Annotated in this window: 13 protein-coding genes; 8 read left to right on the top strand and 5 right to left on the bottom strand. The window is 71.3% G+C overall.

The window, feature by feature from the left end:
- Positions 1-80: 80 nt before the first annotated feature.
- The 6 genes from RFN52_RS38415 to RFN52_RS38390 all read left to right on the top strand — a co-directional run bounded on the left by RFN52_RS38415 (position 81) and on the right by RFN52_RS38390 (position 5,108).
- Positions 81-1,079 carry an inorganic phosphate transporter gene (locus RFN52_RS38415; protein WP_184853522.1) on the top strand — a complete coding sequence of 333 codons (999 nt, stop codon included), beginning with the start codon at positions 81-83 and terminating at the stop codon, positions 1,077-1,079.
- A gap of 20 nt (positions 1,080-1,099) precedes the next feature.
- Positions 1,100-1,714 carry a hypothetical protein gene (locus tag RFN52_RS38410; protein ID WP_184853521.1) on the top strand — a complete coding sequence of 205 codons (615 nt, stop codon included), beginning with the start codon at positions 1,100-1,102 and terminating at the stop codon, positions 1,712-1,714.
- 27 nt (positions 1,715-1,741) lie between these two features.
- Positions 1,742-2,545: a DUF817 domain-containing protein gene (locus RFN52_RS38405; protein ID WP_184853520.1), complete on the top strand. Its 804-nt coding sequence runs from the start codon at positions 1,742-1,744 to the stop codon at positions 2,543-2,545.
- 123 nt (positions 2,546-2,668) lie between these two features.
- Positions 2,669-3,499, top strand: a complete 831-nt coding sequence (locus RFN52_RS38400; protein WP_184853519.1) for a PP2C family protein-serine/threonine phosphatase — start codon at positions 2,669-2,671, stop codon at positions 3,497-3,499.
- Between the two features lie 60 nt (positions 3,500-3,559).
- Positions 3,560-4,555, top strand: a complete 996-nt coding sequence (locus tag RFN52_RS38395) for an MASE1 domain-containing protein (RefSeq protein WP_374050202.1) — start codon at positions 3,560-3,562, stop codon at positions 4,553-4,555.
- A 55-nt stretch (positions 4,556-4,610) separates the two neighbouring features.
- A complete protein-coding gene (locus tag RFN52_RS38390; RefSeq protein WP_184853517.1) occupies positions 4,611-5,108 on the top strand; it encodes a molybdenum cofactor biosysynthesis protein in 498 nt (165 codons plus the stop codon).
- 15 nt (positions 5,109-5,123) lie between these two features.
- On the opposite strand, the gene RFN52_RS38385 is transcribed toward RFN52_RS38390, so the two are convergent.
- The 3 genes from RFN52_RS38385 to RFN52_RS38375 all read right to left on the bottom strand — a co-directional run bounded on the left by RFN52_RS38385 (position 5,124) and on the right by RFN52_RS38375 (position 8,195).
- Complete coding sequence (locus RFN52_RS38385) at positions 5,124-5,783, bottom strand: YceI family protein (protein WP_184853516.1); 660 nt, start codon at positions 5,781-5,783, stop codon at positions 5,124-5,126.
- A gap of 190 nt (positions 5,784-5,973) precedes the next feature.
- Positions 5,974-6,933, bottom strand: coding sequence for a transferase (locus tag RFN52_RS38380; protein WP_311241164.1), 960 nt, complete (start codon positions 6,931-6,933; stop codon positions 5,974-5,976).
- Positions 6,930-8,195 (bottom strand): glycosyltransferase family 4 protein, encoded by a 1,266-nt coding sequence (locus RFN52_RS38375; protein WP_184853515.1) that lies wholly within the window; start codon positions 8,193-8,195, stop codon positions 6,930-6,932. The genes RFN52_RS38380 and RFN52_RS38375 overlap by 4 nt, the downstream gene beginning before the upstream one ends.
- A gap of 216 nt (positions 8,196-8,411) precedes the next feature.
- Between RFN52_RS38375 and RFN52_RS38370 the strand changes: the two genes are divergently transcribed.
- Together RFN52_RS38370 and RFN52_RS38365 are read left to right on the top strand one after the other, a co-directional pair.
- Positions 8,412-10,130: a VanW family protein gene (locus RFN52_RS38370; protein ID WP_184853514.1), complete on the top strand. Its 1,719-nt coding sequence runs from the start codon at positions 8,412-8,414 to the stop codon at positions 10,128-10,130.
- 135 nt (positions 10,131-10,265) lie between these two features.
- Entirely contained in the window at positions 10,266-11,657 is a 1,392-nt protein-coding gene (locus tag RFN52_RS38365) for a Tat pathway signal sequence domain protein (protein WP_184853513.1), read from the top strand.
- A gap of 46 nt (positions 11,658-11,703) precedes the next feature.
- On the opposite strand, the gene RFN52_RS38360 is transcribed toward RFN52_RS38365, so the two are convergent.
- Positions 11,704-12,486, bottom strand: coding sequence for a carbonic anhydrase (locus RFN52_RS38360; protein ID WP_184853512.1), 783 nt, complete (start codon positions 12,484-12,486; stop codon positions 11,704-11,706).
- A gap of 177 nt (positions 12,487-12,663) precedes the next feature.
- Positions 12,664-14,883 carry a catalase/peroxidase HPI gene (katG, locus tag RFN52_RS38355; RefSeq protein ID WP_184853511.1) on the bottom strand — a complete coding sequence of 740 codons (2,220 nt, stop codon included), beginning with the start codon at positions 14,881-14,883 and terminating at the stop codon, positions 12,664-12,666.
- Positions 14,884-14,898 lie beyond the last annotated feature (15 nt).

Here is a 14,898-nt window from a genome sequence, read left to right as displayed (position 1 = left end):
GCCCCGCGTGGCGTAGCTCCCCCTCCGTCCGGGGAGCGCACGATGGAGGCGTGCGGCCGGGCGTCGGAAGGTGATCGGGCATGGAGCTGACACTCGTGGTGCTGATCATCATCGTGGGACTGACGTTCGACTTCACCAACGGTTTCCACGACGCCGCGAACGCGATCGCCACGTCCATCTCCACCCGGGCCCTGACGCCGCGTGTGGCCCTCGCCATGGCCGCGGTGATGAACTTCTTCGGCGCCTTCCTCGGCACCGGGGTCGCCCAGACCGTCGGCAGCGGCATCATCGGGGCACCGGAGGCGACTTCAGGGCTGCTGCTCGTCCTGTGCGCGCTCATCGGCGCCATCGGGTGGAACGTCTTCACCTGGTGGCGGGGGCTGCCCACCTCGTCCTCGCACGCCCTGATCGGCGGGCTGGTCGGTGCCGCGCTCGCGGCATCCGCGACGGTGCACTGGTCGGGCATTCTGGACAAGGTCATCCTGCCGATGCTGCTGTCCCCGCTGGTCGGCGTGGTCCTCGGGTACCTGCTGCACACGGGCATCCTGTGGGCGTTCCGCCGTTCGGCGCCTCGGCGCACCACTCGGCGGTTCCGTATGGCGCAGACCGTTTCCGCCGCCGCCATGGGCCTGGGGCACGGTCTGCAGGACGCGCAGAAGACCATGGGGGTCATCGTCCTGGCGCTGGTCACGGCCGGCTGGCAGGACGACTTCTCGGTGCCGGTGTGGGTGATCGCCGCCGTGGCGGCCGCCATGGCCGCCGGTACGTACACCGGTGGACGTCGCATCATCACCACCCTGGGGCGGCGTATCGTGCACCTCGATCCGCCGCGCGGTTTCGCCGCCGAGACCGCTGCCGCGGCCGTCCTCTACACGACCGCGTTCCTGGTGAAGGCCCCGATCTCCACCACGCAGACCATCACCGCCGCCATTCTTGGCTCCGGCGCCACCCGGCGCTTCTCCGACGTACGCTGGCAGGTGGCCCGTTCGATCGGCACCGCGTGGCTCCTCACGTTTCCCGGCGCGGGGATCCCGGCCGCGGCGCTCTACCTCTTCCTGCACGCCGTCACCCCTGTGTGAGCACAGCCGGGAGGCCGCCCATGATCGCTCTTCCCGGCCGCCGGGCGTCCATGGAGTCGCCGGCCGGGGCACCGTCCGGTCTTCCGGTGCCGGGGCGTTTCGCCCATCTGCACCCGGACGACGGTGCCTGCCTGATGGAGGCCGCCGCGCTGCTGGCCGCCGGCCGTTTCACCGACAGCCCGGCCGGGACGCATCCGGCGCTCGCGGCCCTGGCCCGGGTGGTCAACGACAACGTCGGCGACGACACCCGGCACGCGCTGTGGCCGCTGGCCGCCGACCTCGCCGACGCCCGCCCCGCGAGCCGTGCCTACCCGCCGCTGCTCGTCGGCACGGTCGTGGACGCTGCACGCCGGGTGCGTCCCTCGTCGCGGCGCCTGGCACGGAACGGCCGGGCGTGCCGGCGCAGGGCGGAGCGACTCGCCGGCGCGCCTGTGAGCGGTCCGGCGGTCCGGATCGCCGATCTGCTGTGGTGGCGCGGGCCGGGGCGTCGGCGCCTGGAGCAGGCGCTCCGGGTGCTGTGCGCCGCGCCGGAGGCCGACCGGCTGCTGTCCCGGCTGCTGCGCCAGGCCGTGACCCAGGCACGGGAGTACACGGGCGTCCCGGCTGCGAGCAGGGAGATTCACTGCAACCGGTAGGCGCACCGGCCCGTCCTACAGGGCACCATGATCCCTGCAAGCATCGCCGGCCCCTTGGCCGCTCCGGTTCGCCAGCTGCTCGCGTTCGCCTGGACCCAGACGCGGGCCTGCGCGTTCGCCTTCGCCCTGCTGTCCGGTGTGGCCGTGTCCGCGCTGCTGCCCGAACTGCCCGTGGCGCGCTACGACTTGCTGGTCGTCTACGGTGTGCTGCTCACGCTGCTGTTCTGGGCTCGCGGCTGGGAGAGCGGGCGGGACATCGCCGTCATCGCCGCCTGTCATGTCATCGGTCTCGCCTTCGAGCTGGTGAAGGTGGCGCTCGGCTCCTGGAGCTACCCGGAGCCGGCCGTGCTCAAGTTCGCCGGTGTCCCCCTGTACGGCGGGTTTCTGTACGCGGCCGTGGGCAGCTACGTCTGCCGGGCCTGGCATCTGTTCGATGTGGGGCTCGTGCGGTATCGGCCGCGGGCGACGGCCGTGGTCGCCGCGGCCATATACGTCAACTTCTTCAGCCACCACTGGCTGCCCGACGCGCGCTGGGTGCTGGCCGGGCTGCTCGTGGCCGTCACGCTGGGGACGTCGGTGTGTTTCACCGTGCGGGGAGTGCGCCGGCGGATGCCGCTGGCGTTGTCGTTCGTGCTGATCGGGTTCTTCCTGTGGGTGGCGGAGAATCTGGCGACCCTGGTCGGCGCGTGGCGCTATCCGTATCAGCAGCACGGCTGGGAGCCGGTGGGGGTCGAGAAGTTCGGGGCCTGGGCGTTGCTCATCAGCGTGACGTTCGTGCTGGCGGCGGTGGGGCGGCGGACGGATCCGGAGCCGGAGCGGGCAGCTCCTTGAGGGCTCCTGAAGAGCGTGGAGTCGTCGCGAAAGCGTTCGCCTGCGTATCATCCTATGGACGTAAATCGGGTGATTCGCCTTCCGGGTCATCACCTACCGTGGCCATCCTCGCCGGAGTGATCAATGTCCCGCACCGGCACGACGGACGACGGCGACGAGCTGCTGACCAGGCTCGGGGCCCTCACGGCTCAGGCGCGTGCGCATGCCGAGATGCAGCGGTCCCGGGTCGAGCTGGCGATCGCGCTGCAGCGCGGCATGCTGCCGCGGGACCTGCCCGTCGCCCGCCGGCTGCATCTGGCCGTGCGCTACACACCCGCGTGCCAGGGCCTGAACGTGGGCGGCGACTGGTACGACGCCTTCACCCTGGGCGACGGCCGGATCGGCCTGGCCATCGGTGACGTCCAGGGTCACAACATCGAGGCCGCGGCCTTCATGGGACAGGTGCGGGCCGGGCTGCGGGCACTGGCCTCCGTCACGAGTGAACCGGGTGAAGTGCTGGCCCGGACCAACGATCTGCTGCTGTCCCTGGGCTCCGACTTGTTCGCCACCTGCACGTTCATGCGGCTCGACCCGTGTGCCGGGGTGCTGGAGAGCGCGCGGGCCGGCCATCTGCCCTGCATCTGGGCCACGGCGGACGGGAAGTCCGGCGTCACCGAGGACGAGGGCGGGCCACCCCTCGGGGTGCAGGCGGGGATGCCGTACCCGGTGACGAGGTACGAGCTGACCACGGGCGGCGTGTTCGTCCTGCTCACGGATGGTGTCGTGGAGGGCCCGTCGATGCGGCTGGAGGAGGGCCTGGACCAGGTGACGCGGCTCGCAGGCATCGCGGCGGTGGCGGGCATGGACGTGGACGCGCTCGCAGCCGCCGTGATCAAGGGGGCCGAACGGGTGGGGCACGACGACGACGCCGCCGTCCTGGTGGTCGGCCTCGACGGGCCGGACGCTCAGCCATAGGGCCGCACGACACCGGCTCCCACCTCGCTGAGGCGGCGGCCCCGGTGTCTGATGGCTGCTGTGGTGGGTAGCAAGGATCTGCGTACGCCGGTCGTCGTCGCTCTGCAGACGTCGGCCGTCGCCGCCTGCTACTACGGGTCGGCGCAGCTGGGGCTGTTGCGGGAACTGGTCGTCGAGGGCGCGGTCGTCACCCCCATCTGGCCCCCCACCGGCGTCTCGGTGGCCTGCCTGCTCCTCCTCGGGCTGCGCTGCTGGCCCGGGATCGCCCTGGGCGCCTTGTTCGTCATCCTCTCCCTCACCTCCCTGACGCCGTCGGCCCTCTGTGTCCTGGCGGGCAACACGGCCGCCCCCGTCGCCGGGTACCTGCTGCTGCGGCGGGCCGGTTTCCGCACCGATCTCGCGCGGCTGCGGGACGGTCTGGCCCTGGTCTTCCTGGGCGCGTTCACCGCGATGCTGATCAGCGCGACAATCGGCGCCGGCACCCTGCTCGTGACGGACAAGATCGAACAGTCCGGCTTCTGGGCGGTCTGGCTGGCCTGGTGGGTCGGTGACGCGATGGGCGTGCTCATCGTCACGCCGGTACTGCTCCTGCTGTCCCGGGTCCGCCTGCCGCTGCCCCTGTCGCGCTGGAAGGAGGCCGTGGGGCTCGCGGTCATCGCCTGCTGCCTCGTACCCCTGGCCGCGCACAGCTCCGTCAGTCTGCTGTTTCTCGTCTATCCCCTGCTGATCTGGGCGGCTCTGCGGTTCCAGCTGGCCGGCAGCCTGCTGTGCGCTCTGTTCGCCTCGGTCATGACCACGGTGGCCGCGACCGACCGGGTGGGGCCGTTCGAACGGCTCAGCCGGGTCGAAGTGATGATGAAGCTGCAGGCCTTCAACGGGGCGATGGCACTCACCGCCCTGATCCTGTCCGCAGTGATCACCGAGCAGATCTACACACGGCGTTCCGTGGAGCGCGCCTGTCAGGAACTGGTCGAGGTCCTGGAGCACCTGACCGCGGGCGAGGCGGCGGACGGCCGGGCTCCGCTGGAGGACCGCGGGCTCGGGCGGCGGGAGTGACCGGCCGAGGCTCCGGTCCCCTCGGCGGTGGGTCACGAAACGTAGGGTGGGCGTCATGACCGAGGTGGAGGTTGTGCAGCTCCTGGTGTCGCCGGCGCACCGGATGTCCGGACGGCCGTCCGACGGGGTGTCCCCCGGTCCGTCCGACGAGCGGGTCAGCCGGGTCGAGGTCCGCGGCGAGCTGGGACTGGTCGGCGACCGCTACTACGCCCGGCCCGCCCACCGCAACGCGGCGGTGACCATCATGGCCGCGGAGAACCTCCCGCCCGACGCCGATCTGCGGCACACCCGCCGGAACATCCTGCTCCGGGGCGTCGACATCGATGCGTACGTCGGTGCCACGGTCTCGCTCGACTGCGGCACCGGGCCGGTGGTGTTCGCCGTGAAGCGCCCCGCCCGGCCCTGCGCGTGGATGGACGTGACCATCGGCCCCGGGGCGCAGCGGGCCCTGCGCGGCCGGGGCGGCGTGCGGTGCAGCCCCCTGAGCGACGGGGTGCTCACGCTCGGACCGGCCACGTTCCGGGTCGTGGCCGGGTCCGACGCCCCGTCGTGAAGCGCCCCGGCGCGGTCAGCCGCCCGCGGGCGGCGTACGGATGGCAGCGATGTCGAGCTGCAGGCGCACCTTCTCGCTCACCATCGCGCCGCCCTCGGCGAGCCTGCTGTTGTACGTCAGGCCCCAGTCCGAGCGGTTGATGGTGGTGGTGCCGTCGAAACCGACCCGGTCGTAGCCGAAGGGGTCGGTGACATTTCCGATATAGGTCATGTCGAGTACGACGGGGCGGGAGACCCCCTTGATGGTCAGTTCTCCCGACATACTGAACAGGTCGGCGCCCGTCTGCTGCACCCCCGTGCTCGTGAAGCGCATCCGCGGATAGGTCGCGGCGTCGAGGAAGTCACGGCCGACCAAGTGGGCGTCGCGTTGTTCCACTCCGGTATCCACACTGGCGGTGAACAGAGTGATGTCGGCCCGTGACCGTGTGGGGTCGTACGCGTCGAAGTAGAGCCGGCTTTCGTACTCCAGGAAACAACCGCGCACGGTGGTCACCATGGCATGCCGGACGGAGAAGCCGATCCTGCTGTGCGCGGGGTCGACGACCCATTCACCGGACAGATCGGCCAGGTTGGGGTCCGGCAGCACGGCAGTGGAGGATGCCGGTGAGCCGACGGGGCGCTGTGGGGGGAGCTGTGCCTGCCGGCGGGACGGCACAACGCGGTTGAACAGGTTCATGATTCATCTAGGTACTTGAGTTTGGTTATAGCCGCAAGTCCCCTCCCGATTTGCGGCTGTTGAGAACAAGCCCCTGACCCCTTTTGCCGCCGCTTTGCACAAAATCCACACATCGCTGTCGCGGCGCATCACCGAAACGACCATCCGAAACTCCAGGGATTTTCATTTCGGGCATTTCGGCGAATCGGTCTTACGTCGCCTCTATCGCGAGGTCGTTGTCGACGGTGTAGTAAGGGCGGAGAGCGGAACCGTCCGTCTCGACCGCCGGATAGACGTACACGTGCTTGCGGTCGGCCACGTCGTCGAGCAGCCGGCCGACCCTGATCGGCGGCACCCCGTCCGTGGGGCCGACGAAGACGTCCCAGACGCGGGCCGCTCCCCCGCCGCCGTCCGCCAGGTCCCCGGGGCCGACGGTGAAGGAGAAGCCCCTGGCGTCGCCGTCGGTCCGGGGGCGGACGGTCCGGACGGTGTCGGTGCCGCGCAGGCGCAGACGCACGGTGGCGTCCGCATGGAGCTCGGCGCCGTGCAGGCGGGCCGTGATCGTCATGGCCCGGTCCGTGACGTCGATGGCGCGGGCCTCCGCGTGGGCGGTGCGCCGCCACGCCCTGAGGGCGAGGAAGCCGTCCTTCGTGACGTACGGGATCCTGACCGCGACCGGCGCGGGGCGGTCGCGCAGGTGGCCGTCGACGAGGCTGCGCAGATCCCGCAGGCCGGGGCGCAGCCGCCGGCGCTCGGCACCGGGTTCGGGCAGCAGGTACACGTCCCAGCGGCCCTCGTCGAGGGCGGGATGCGGTTCCAGTACGGCGTGCCGGTGACCGTCGGACCCGTCGGACTCCAGGTCGAGGAGGTGACGGGTCGTCTCCGAGCGCCCCTTCTTGGGCCGCAGCCGCAGGAGCAGCTGGGGGTGTGCGCCGGGGACCGGCGGAAGACGGAAGGTGATCCGGCCGTCGCTGTCGGTCGCGCAGTCGGCGCGCAGGGGGGAGCCGTGCTGCGGGCTCGGCGCCGTGGTCTGCGGGGTGGTCGGCGTCGCGCCCTCGTGCAGCGTACCCGGCGGTTCCTGCGGCGCGCCCGGCGTCACACCCTCGTGCGGCCCGCCCGGCGTCACACCCTCTCGCGGCTCCCCCGGCGTCCTGTCTTCCGGTGTGCTCATCGGCGTCCCTTCCGTATCGAGCGCAGTACGCCGGAGGCAGCGGCGTGGGCGGCGTCGCGGGCGGCGTGGCCGCGGCCGGTCAAGGCGCTCTGGGTGCGGTGGTGCTGCGGGGTGGCCGTCCGGCCGGTGCTCCGGGCCGCGGCGGCGGCCTCCAGGAGGCGTTCGGCCTGGGCGACGACGGGGCCGGGGGCGAAGCGGCGCGCGTTGTCCAGGGCGGCCCGGCTCATGCGGCGGCGGCGCTCGTCGTCGCCGACGAGGTCCAGCAGGGCCGCGGCGAGCGCGTCACGGTCCCCGACCGGTACCAGCCTGCCGTCGGTGCCGTCCGCGATGATCTCACCGGGGCCGTAGGGGCAGTCGGTGCTGACGACGGGCAGTCCGCAGCGCATCGCCTCGACGATGGTCATGCCGAACGGCTCGAAGTTGGACGCGGCAGCGCCGATCGAGCCCTTGGCCCACTCGGCCTCCATGGGGGTGGCGGCCCCCATCAGGAACACGTTGTTCCACATCCTGAGCCGCTCGATGAGCTGCCGCAGCCTGGGCTGCTCCTCGCCCTTGCCGTAGATGCGCAGCTGCCAGTCCGGGTGCACGGCGGCGACCTGGGCGAACGCCTCGATGAGGAGGTCGTAGCGCTTGACCGGGACCAGGCGGCCCGCGGCGATCACCACCTTGGCGGTGCTGTCGGCGGGAGGCAGGGCGGGGTCGGGAACGCTGTTCGGAAGGGCCTCCACATGGACGCCAGGCAGCCACATCTTGCGCCGGTAGGCGGCGGCATCCGCTTCCGTGACCGTGGTGATCACATCGAGGCGGCGGTAGGCGCGACGCAGGGCGGTGCGCAGCCGCGGCGAGTGGTTGTCGAGCGTGAGGTGCTCCTGGCCGACGCGCAGGACGTGCCGCGGGGCCTGGCGGGCGATGTGCACGTTGAGACCCGGGCGGGTGCCGATGACGACGTCGGCGTCCAGCGCCCCGAGGCACTCGCCGATGCGCTGGTCGGTCAGCTCGCTGTACTGGTGATGGCGGTACTCGGCGGCCGGGAACACTTTCGCCGGTCTTTGGTGCAGCGGATGGTCCGCCTCCTTGCGCAGGTCCACCAGCGCCCGCAGCCGCACCCGTGGATCGGGGACGAGGTTGGGGTGTTCCCGGTGGCGTAACGCGGAGACGATCTCCACGTCGTGCCGTTCGGCCAGGGCCCCGGCCAGGTTGAACGTGGTGGTGATCGTGCCTCCGATTCCGTAGGCGTTATGGATCAGGAAAGAGATCTTCATGGTGGCCTAGACCGTGTCAACGGCCCGACCGTTGTTCGTCGTTACCACTCTGTGCCGTGCCCGGTGGCCGGGCCGGTCCGGCCGATTCCGGAATGATCTCGGACATAAGTGGTCTGGGCCATACCGGTTCGCCCCTGATGTGTGGATAGCTTGCTGTGTTTGCCCGCGCATCGTCGCGTCATCGGGTGCACCCTCGTATCGATCTTCTGGAGACCCATGCGCCCCCGTACCGCCCTCGTCCCGCGCATCACCTCCCTCCCGCCCGTCGCCCTGGCCGGCGGCGCGCTGGCCGTGGGGGTCGGTGGTCTGTATCTCGCCGGGTTGCTCCTCACGGGCGGCCAGATCGACTCCGGCACGACCGTGCGCGGGGTGGACATCGGAGGGCTGAGCCGCGCGGAGGCGGTGCGGAAGCTGGAGCGGGAGCTGGGCGCGGCCGGCGCCCGGGAGCTGCCCGTCAAGGCCGGGGACCGCACGGGCCGGGTCGATCCGAAGCGCGCGGGCCTCTCCTACGACATCGGGGAGACCGTCGACCGGGCGGCGCGCACCGGCGCCGATCCGGTCAGCGTGTTCGGCGGGTTCTTCCGCTCGGGCGGCGACGTCGAGCCGGTCGTGCACCTCGACGAGGACAAGGCGAGAGCAGCCCTCGGGCAGCTGGCGAAGGGCCTCGACCAGAAGGTCAGGGACGGCGGCGTCGCGTTCGACGACGGCCGGGTGAAGGCGGTCACGCCCCGGACGGGGTACGCGCTGGACGTGGACGCCGCGGTCCGGCCCCTGCGCGACTCCTTCCTGCGCGGTGACACCCGCACGGCCACTCCCCTGCCCACCCGCGAGACCCGCCCGGAGGTCACCGCCGGCGAGGTGGAGCGAGCGATACGCACCTTCGCGGAGCCGGCCATGTCGGGCCCCGTCACGCTCACCGCCGCCGGCCGGCCGTTCACGGTCGGCCAGGACGTGCTGGGCGAGCATCTGACCATGCGGCCGGACGGCAGCGGCGAGCTGAGACCGAAGCTGGACGTGAAGGGGCTGCGCGCCGAGCCGTCCGTGGCCGGTCCCCTGGACGACGTCACCACGACCGCCGCGAACGCGAAGCTGAAGCCGGAGGGCGACAAGGCCGTGGTCGCCGAGGATGCCACGGTGGGCCGGTCGGTCACCGACAAGGCGCTGGGCAAGGCCGTGCTGCCGCTGCTCACCGCGTCGGGCGCCGCACGCAGCGGCGAGGTGGAGGTCCGCGAGACCCGGCCGGAGGTGACCCGCGAGAACGCCGCGGAGCTGGGGCTGACGGAGAAGATGTCCTCCTTCACCGTCCACTTCGAACCGGCCGAGTACCGCACGAAGAACATAGGCCGGGCGGTGGAACTCATCAACGGCTCCGTCGTCATGCCGGACGAGACCTGGAGCTTCAACCGGACCGTCGGTGAGCGCACCGAGGCCAACGGCTTCATGGACGGCATCATCATCCTGGACGACAAGTTCACGAAGGCGTCCGGCGGCGGTGTCTCGTCCGTGGCGACGACCGTGTACAACGCGCTGTTCTTCGCCGGGCTCAAGCCCCTGGAGCACGGAGCGCACTCGTTCTACATCGAGCGCTACCCGGAGGGCCGTGAGGCGACCGTCGCCTGGGGCAGCCTGGACCTGCGGTTCGCCAACGACTCCGGCAAGGCCGTCTACATCCAGGCCGAGTCCACCGACACCTCCGTCACCGTCTCCTTCCTCGGCACCCGCAAGTACGACGAGATCAAGTCGGTCACGGGCCCGCGCACCGGCGTGAAGAAGCCGGAGAAGCAGGTGAGCGACGACAAGGAGTGCGTCCCGCAGACCCCGCTCGAAGGGTTCGACGTCACCGTGGAGCGGGTCTTCTACAACGACGGCCGGGAAGTGAAGCGGGAGCCGTACCGCACCCACTACACCCCGCGTGACGAGATCGTCTGCGAGTGATCCGCCCAGCGTCCGGCTTCCTCCCCGACCCTCCCTCGATTGCCAACGCTCCCTTGAGACCAGAGCGTTGACCCGGCCTCGGAGCGCCAGCACAATGAGCGCGCACGGGACTGAGAGCGCTCTCAAGGGAGATCCATGACTGGCAGACAAGGCCCGGCGCTCAGCCGGCGTTCGCTCATCGGTGCCGGACTCGGCATCAGTGCCGCGGGGCTCACCGCCGCCGGCTCGGGACAGGCCGTCGCGGCCGGTGCCACCGGTGCCCGCCCCGCATCGGCCCCGGCCCGAGGGCTGGCCTTCCTCGCCGCCGCCATGGACGCCTACCCCGACCACGGCGCCGTGCGTCTGGCCCAGAGCTACACCGACCAGGCCGGCCTGTTCAGCACCGCGTTCACCTACGACAACGCCCTCGCGATCCTCGCCCACCTCGCGGCCCGGACCCCGGCGGGCCTGGCCAGGGCCAGGGGGTTGGGCGACGCGCTGCTCCACGCCCAGGGCCACGACCCGGCGTACGACGACGGCAGGCTCCGGCAGGCCTACAACGTCGGGCCGTACACCTTCTACGACGGCTCGCTCCAGCCCGACGGCTTCGTGCGGGCGGACGGCACCGTGAACGTCGGGACGCAGTTCGGCTTCACCGGCACCGCCGTGGGTGACATGGCCTGGGCGGGCATCGCGCTGAGCGCCCTCGCCCGGCGTACCGGGGCGCGCCGCTTCCTGGACGGTGCCGTGCGGATCGGCGAGTGGATCGAGCGGAACGGCCGGACCGACGAGCCCCTCGGCGGCTTCAAGTTCGGGGTCGACGGGGCCGATAAGAAGCTGCCGTTCACCTCGACCGAGCACAACACCGACCTGATCTGCCTGTTCGGCCGGCTCGCCCGGCTCACCGGCGACCGGGTGTGGCTGGAACGGCGGGGGCGGGCCGAGGCGTTCGTGCGGCGGATGTGGGAGCCGTCCGGCGGGTTCTTCTACACCGGCACCAACGACGGGGTCACGGTCAATAAGTCCCCGGTCCCGGAGGACACCCAGACCTGGACGCACCTAGCGCTCGGCTCGCGCCGCTACTCCCGTTCGCTGGACTGGGCCGCGGCGGAGCTGGCCGTCACGGACCACTCGGGACGCGTCAACAGCACTGTGCCCGCGGGGCAGTCGTACGAGGGGGTCACCTTCAGTTCGGCGAGTCTCCTCGCGAACGAGGACGCCCCGATCGCGGCCGGTCAGCCCAAGCCCGACCGCAACGGCGTGTGGTTCGAGGGAACGGCCCACCTCGCGCTCGCCCTGCGCGACCGGAGGGCACGGGGCGACGAGGGGCGCGCCCGGCGTCTGATCGCGTCCACCGAGCAGGCCCAGGATCTGCTGGGCGGCGGTCAGACCGTCGGCGGGAAGGCGCTGCCCGAGCGCTGTGGGGTGGTGTCCGCGAGCAGTCCGCTGGACACCGGATTCGGCTTCGGCTACTACCCGTACCGGCACACGGGGGCGACCGCCTGGTACGTGATGGCGGCGGCGCGGTACAACCCGCTGCGGGCGTGATGGAGCGGCCCGGTCCGCTGCCTCGCGCAGCGGACCGGGCGGGTGGTCAGGCCAGGCGGTGGACCGCCTGGGTGGTCAGTTCGTAGCGGGCACCGACGATCGCCAGCTTGCCCGTGCCGATCCTGGCGGCCAGTTCGGGCTCGGCGGCCAGCCGGGAGCGCACGAGCCGGACGTTGGCGCTCACGGTCGCGTCGATCCGGGCGTCCCCTTCCTTGCCGTGGTCGATGGCCGGGCCTATCTGGTCGACGAGGTACTGCATGTGGGCGGGCAGTTTCGTCCCGGACTCCTCCGCCTCGACTGCGGCCCGGACCGCGCCGCACGACTGGTGTCCGAGGACGACGACCAGGGGAATGGCGAGTTCCAGGACACCGTAGGCGACGCTGCCGAGAACGGCCTCGTCCAGCACCTCACCGGCGGTGCGCACGGTCATCAGGTCGCCGAGGCCCTGGTCGAAGACGAGTTCCGGGGGCACGCGCGAGTCGATGCAGCCGAGGACGACCGCGAAGGGGTGCTGGCCGGTGGCCAGCGTCCGGCGCAGGGCGGGGTCCTCGTGCGGGTGGCGTTCCCGGAAGGCGCGCCAGCGGCGGTTGCCGGCGGCCAGTTCCCGCAGGGCTTCGGCGGGGGTGCCGGGCCTGGGGCGGGTGTCCCGGGTGGGGGCGGCGGCGGTGGCCGGCCGGGCGGCGCCGAGGCCCGCACCGAGCGCTGCGGCCCCGGTCAGGGCGGTGCGCAGCAGGGTGCGGCGGACGGTACCGCCGGTGGTGGGCCGTGCAGCGGCGGAGGGGTGCGGTGCACGGCCGGCGCCTCTATGGGCAGCGGAATCTGTGTTCACGGCCCGAACGTATGCCCGGTTCCGGGCGTGGGCGCGTTCCTTGCCCTTTCATGGTGAGAGTTGGGTAAGTGATGTTCTTACCTTGAAGTGCTTTTGACGATCCCTCAGGCAACGCTGCCGGGACAACGCGGGACGCCCCGGGCCGAGGGCCCGGGGCGTCCTGTCATGCGGAGGTGATCAGACCAGGTCGAACCGGTCCAGGTTCATGACCTTGACCCACGCCTCGACGAAGTCGTTGACGAACTTCTCCTTCGCGTCGTCGCTCGCGTAGACCTCGGCCAGGGCGCGCAGCTCGGAGTTCGAGCCGAAGACCAGGTCGGCGCGGGAGCCGGCCCACTTGACCTCGCCGGTGGCGGCGTCGCGGCCCTCGAACGTGGTCTGGTCCTCGGACGTCGACTTCCACTCGATGCCCAGGTCGAGCAGGTTGACGAAGAAGTCGTTGGTCAGCGAGCCGGGCGTCTTGGTGAGGGCGCCGAGCTGGGACTGCTGGTAGTTGGCGCCCAGCACCCGCAGACCGCCGACCAGGACGGTCACCTCGGGGGCGCTCAGGGTGAGCAGGTTCGCCCGGTCGAGCAGCAGGAACTCGGCCGGCAGGCGGTTGCCCTTGCCGTGGTAGTTGCGGAACCCGTCGGCGGTCGGCTCCAGCGCCTCGAACGACTCGGCGTCGGTGTGCTCCTCCGTGGCGTCCACACGGCCCGCGGCGAAGGGGACCTGCACCTGGAAACCGGCTTCCTTGGCGGCCTTCTCGACGGCGGCGGTGCCGCCGAGGACGATCAGGTCGGCCAGGGAGACCTTCTTGGTGCCGGAGTTGAACTCCTGCTGGATGCCTTCCAGGACCCGCAGGACCTGCGCCAGCTCGTCGGGCTCGTTGACCTCCCAGCCGCGCTGCGGCTCCAGGCGGATCCGGGCGCCGTTGGCACCGCCGCGCTTGTCGCTGCCGCGGAAGGTGGACGCCGAGGCCCACGCGGTGGACACCAGCTGCGAGACCGACAGACCCGACTCCAGGAGCTTGGTCTTGAGCGTCTCGACGTCACCGGCGTCGATGGTCTCGCCCTCGGCCTCCGGCAGCGGGTCCTGCCACACCAGCGTCTCCGCCGGGACCTCCGGGCCGAGGTACAGGGACTTCGGGCCCATGTCACGGTGGGTCAGCTTGAACCAGGCGCGGGCGAAGGCGTCCGCGAACTCCTGCGGGTTCTCGTAGAACCGGCGGGAGATGGGCTCGTAGATCGGGTCGAAGCGCAGCGCCAGGTCCGTGGTGAGCATCTTCGGACGGTGCTTCTTGGCGGAGTCGTGCGCGTCCGGGACGATCTCGGGGGCGTCCTTCGCCACCCACTGGTTGGCGCCGGCCGGGCTCTGCTCCAGCTCGTACTCGAACTCGAAGAGGTTCTTGAAGAAGCCGTTGCTCCACTGGGTGGGCGTGCTCGTCCAGGTGACCTCGAGGCCCGAGGTGATGGCGTCGCCGCCCTTGCCGGTGCCGTAGGTGCTGCGCCAGCCCAGGCCCTGCTCCTCCATGGAGGCGGCCTCGGGGTCGGCGCCGACGTTGTCGGCCGGGCCGGCACCGTGGGTCTTGCCGAAGGTGTGGCCGCCCGCGATCAGGGCGACGGTCTCCTCGTCGTTCATCGCCATGCGGCGGAACGTCTCACGGATGTCGCGGGCCGCGGCGAGCGGGTCCGGGTTGCCGTTCGGGCCCTCGGGGTTGACGTAGATGAGGCCCATCTGGACGGCGCCGAGCGGGTTCTCCAGCTCGCGGTCGCCCGTGTAGCGCTTGTCGTCGAGCCAGGTGGTCTCGGGGCCCCAGTACACGTCCTCCTCGGGCTCCCAGACGTCCTTGCGGCCGCCGGCGAAGCCGAAGGTCTCGAAGCCCATCTGCTCCAGCGCGACGTTGCCGGTGAGGATCATGAGGTCGGCCCAGGAGATGGACTGGCCGTACTTCTTCTTCACGGGCCACAGCAGACGGCGGGCCTTGTCGAGGTTGCCGTTGTCCGGCCAGCTGTTGAGCGGGGCGAACCGCTGCTGGCCGGCGCCGGCGCCGCCGCGGCCGTCGCTGATGCGGTAGGTGCCCGCGCTGTGCCAGGCCATACGGACCATCAGGGGGCCGTAGTTGCCGAAGTCGGCCGGCCACCAGTCTTGCGAGCTGGTGAGCACCTCGGCGATGTCGCGTTTGACGGCGGCGAGGTCGAGGGCCTGGAACGCCTCGGCGTAGTCGAAGTCCTCACCGAGGGGGTTGGCCACCTCGGGGTTCTTGGCGAGGATCTTCAGGTTGAGCCGCTCGGGCCACCACTGGCGGTTGCCGCCTCCCTGGGTGGGGTGCAGGGCGCGGCCGTGCGCCACGGGGCAACCGCCTCCCGTCTCCTCCGACTTGGAGTCGGTGACGATCGCGTCGTGGTTCTCAGTCATGGAAATCCTTCCGGA

This window comes from Streptomyces collinus, from assembly GCF_031348265.1.
GTDB classification, from domain to species: Bacteria; Actinomycetota; Actinomycetes; order Streptomycetales; family Streptomycetaceae; genus Streptomyces; species Streptomyces collinus.
This window is presented reverse-complemented; position numbering and strand designations above follow the sequence as displayed.

What these genes read in the sequence shown, in the direction of transcription:
- katG (WP_184853511.1), bottom strand. Translation starts at nt 14,883, where the DNA reads ATGACTGAGAACCACGACGCGATCGTCACCGACTCCAAGTCGGAGGAG.
- RFN52_RS38375 (WP_184853515.1), bottom strand. Translation starts at nt 8,195, where the DNA reads ATGAAGATCTCTTTCCTGATCCATAACGCCTACGGAATCGGAGGCACG.
- RFN52_RS38390 (WP_184853517.1), top strand. Translation starts at nt 4,611, where the DNA reads ATGACCGAGGTGGAGGTTGTGCAGCTCCTGGTGTCGCCGGCGCACCGG.
- RFN52_RS38370 (WP_184853514.1), top strand. Translation starts at nt 8,412, where the DNA reads ATGCGCCCCCGTACCGCCCTCGTCCCGCGCATCACCTCCCTCCCGCCC.
- RFN52_RS38410 (WP_184853521.1), top strand. Translation starts at nt 1,100, where the DNA reads ATGATCGCTCTTCCCGGCCGCCGGGCGTCCATGGAGTCGCCGGCCGGG.
- RFN52_RS38365 (WP_184853513.1), top strand. Translation starts at nt 10,266, where the DNA reads ATGACTGGCAGACAAGGCCCGGCGCTCAGCCGGCGTTCGCTCATCGGT.
- RFN52_RS38405 (WP_184853520.1), top strand. Translation starts at nt 1,742, where the DNA reads ATGATCCCTGCAAGCATCGCCGGCCCCTTGGCCGCTCCGGTTCGCCAG.
- RFN52_RS38415 (WP_184853522.1), top strand. Translation starts at nt 81, where the DNA reads ATGGAGCTGACACTCGTGGTGCTGATCATCATCGTGGGACTGACGTTC.
- RFN52_RS38400 (WP_184853519.1), top strand. Translation starts at nt 2,669, where the DNA reads ATGTCCCGCACCGGCACGACGGACGACGGCGACGAGCTGCTGACCAGG.
- RFN52_RS38385 (WP_184853516.1), bottom strand. Translation starts at nt 5,783, where the DNA reads ATGAACCTGTTCAACCGCGTTGTGCCGTCCCGCCGGCAGGCACAGCTC.
- RFN52_RS38380 (WP_311241164.1), bottom strand. Translation starts at nt 6,933, where the DNA reads ATGAGCACACCGGAAGACAGGACGCCGGGGGAGCCGCGAGAGGGTGTG.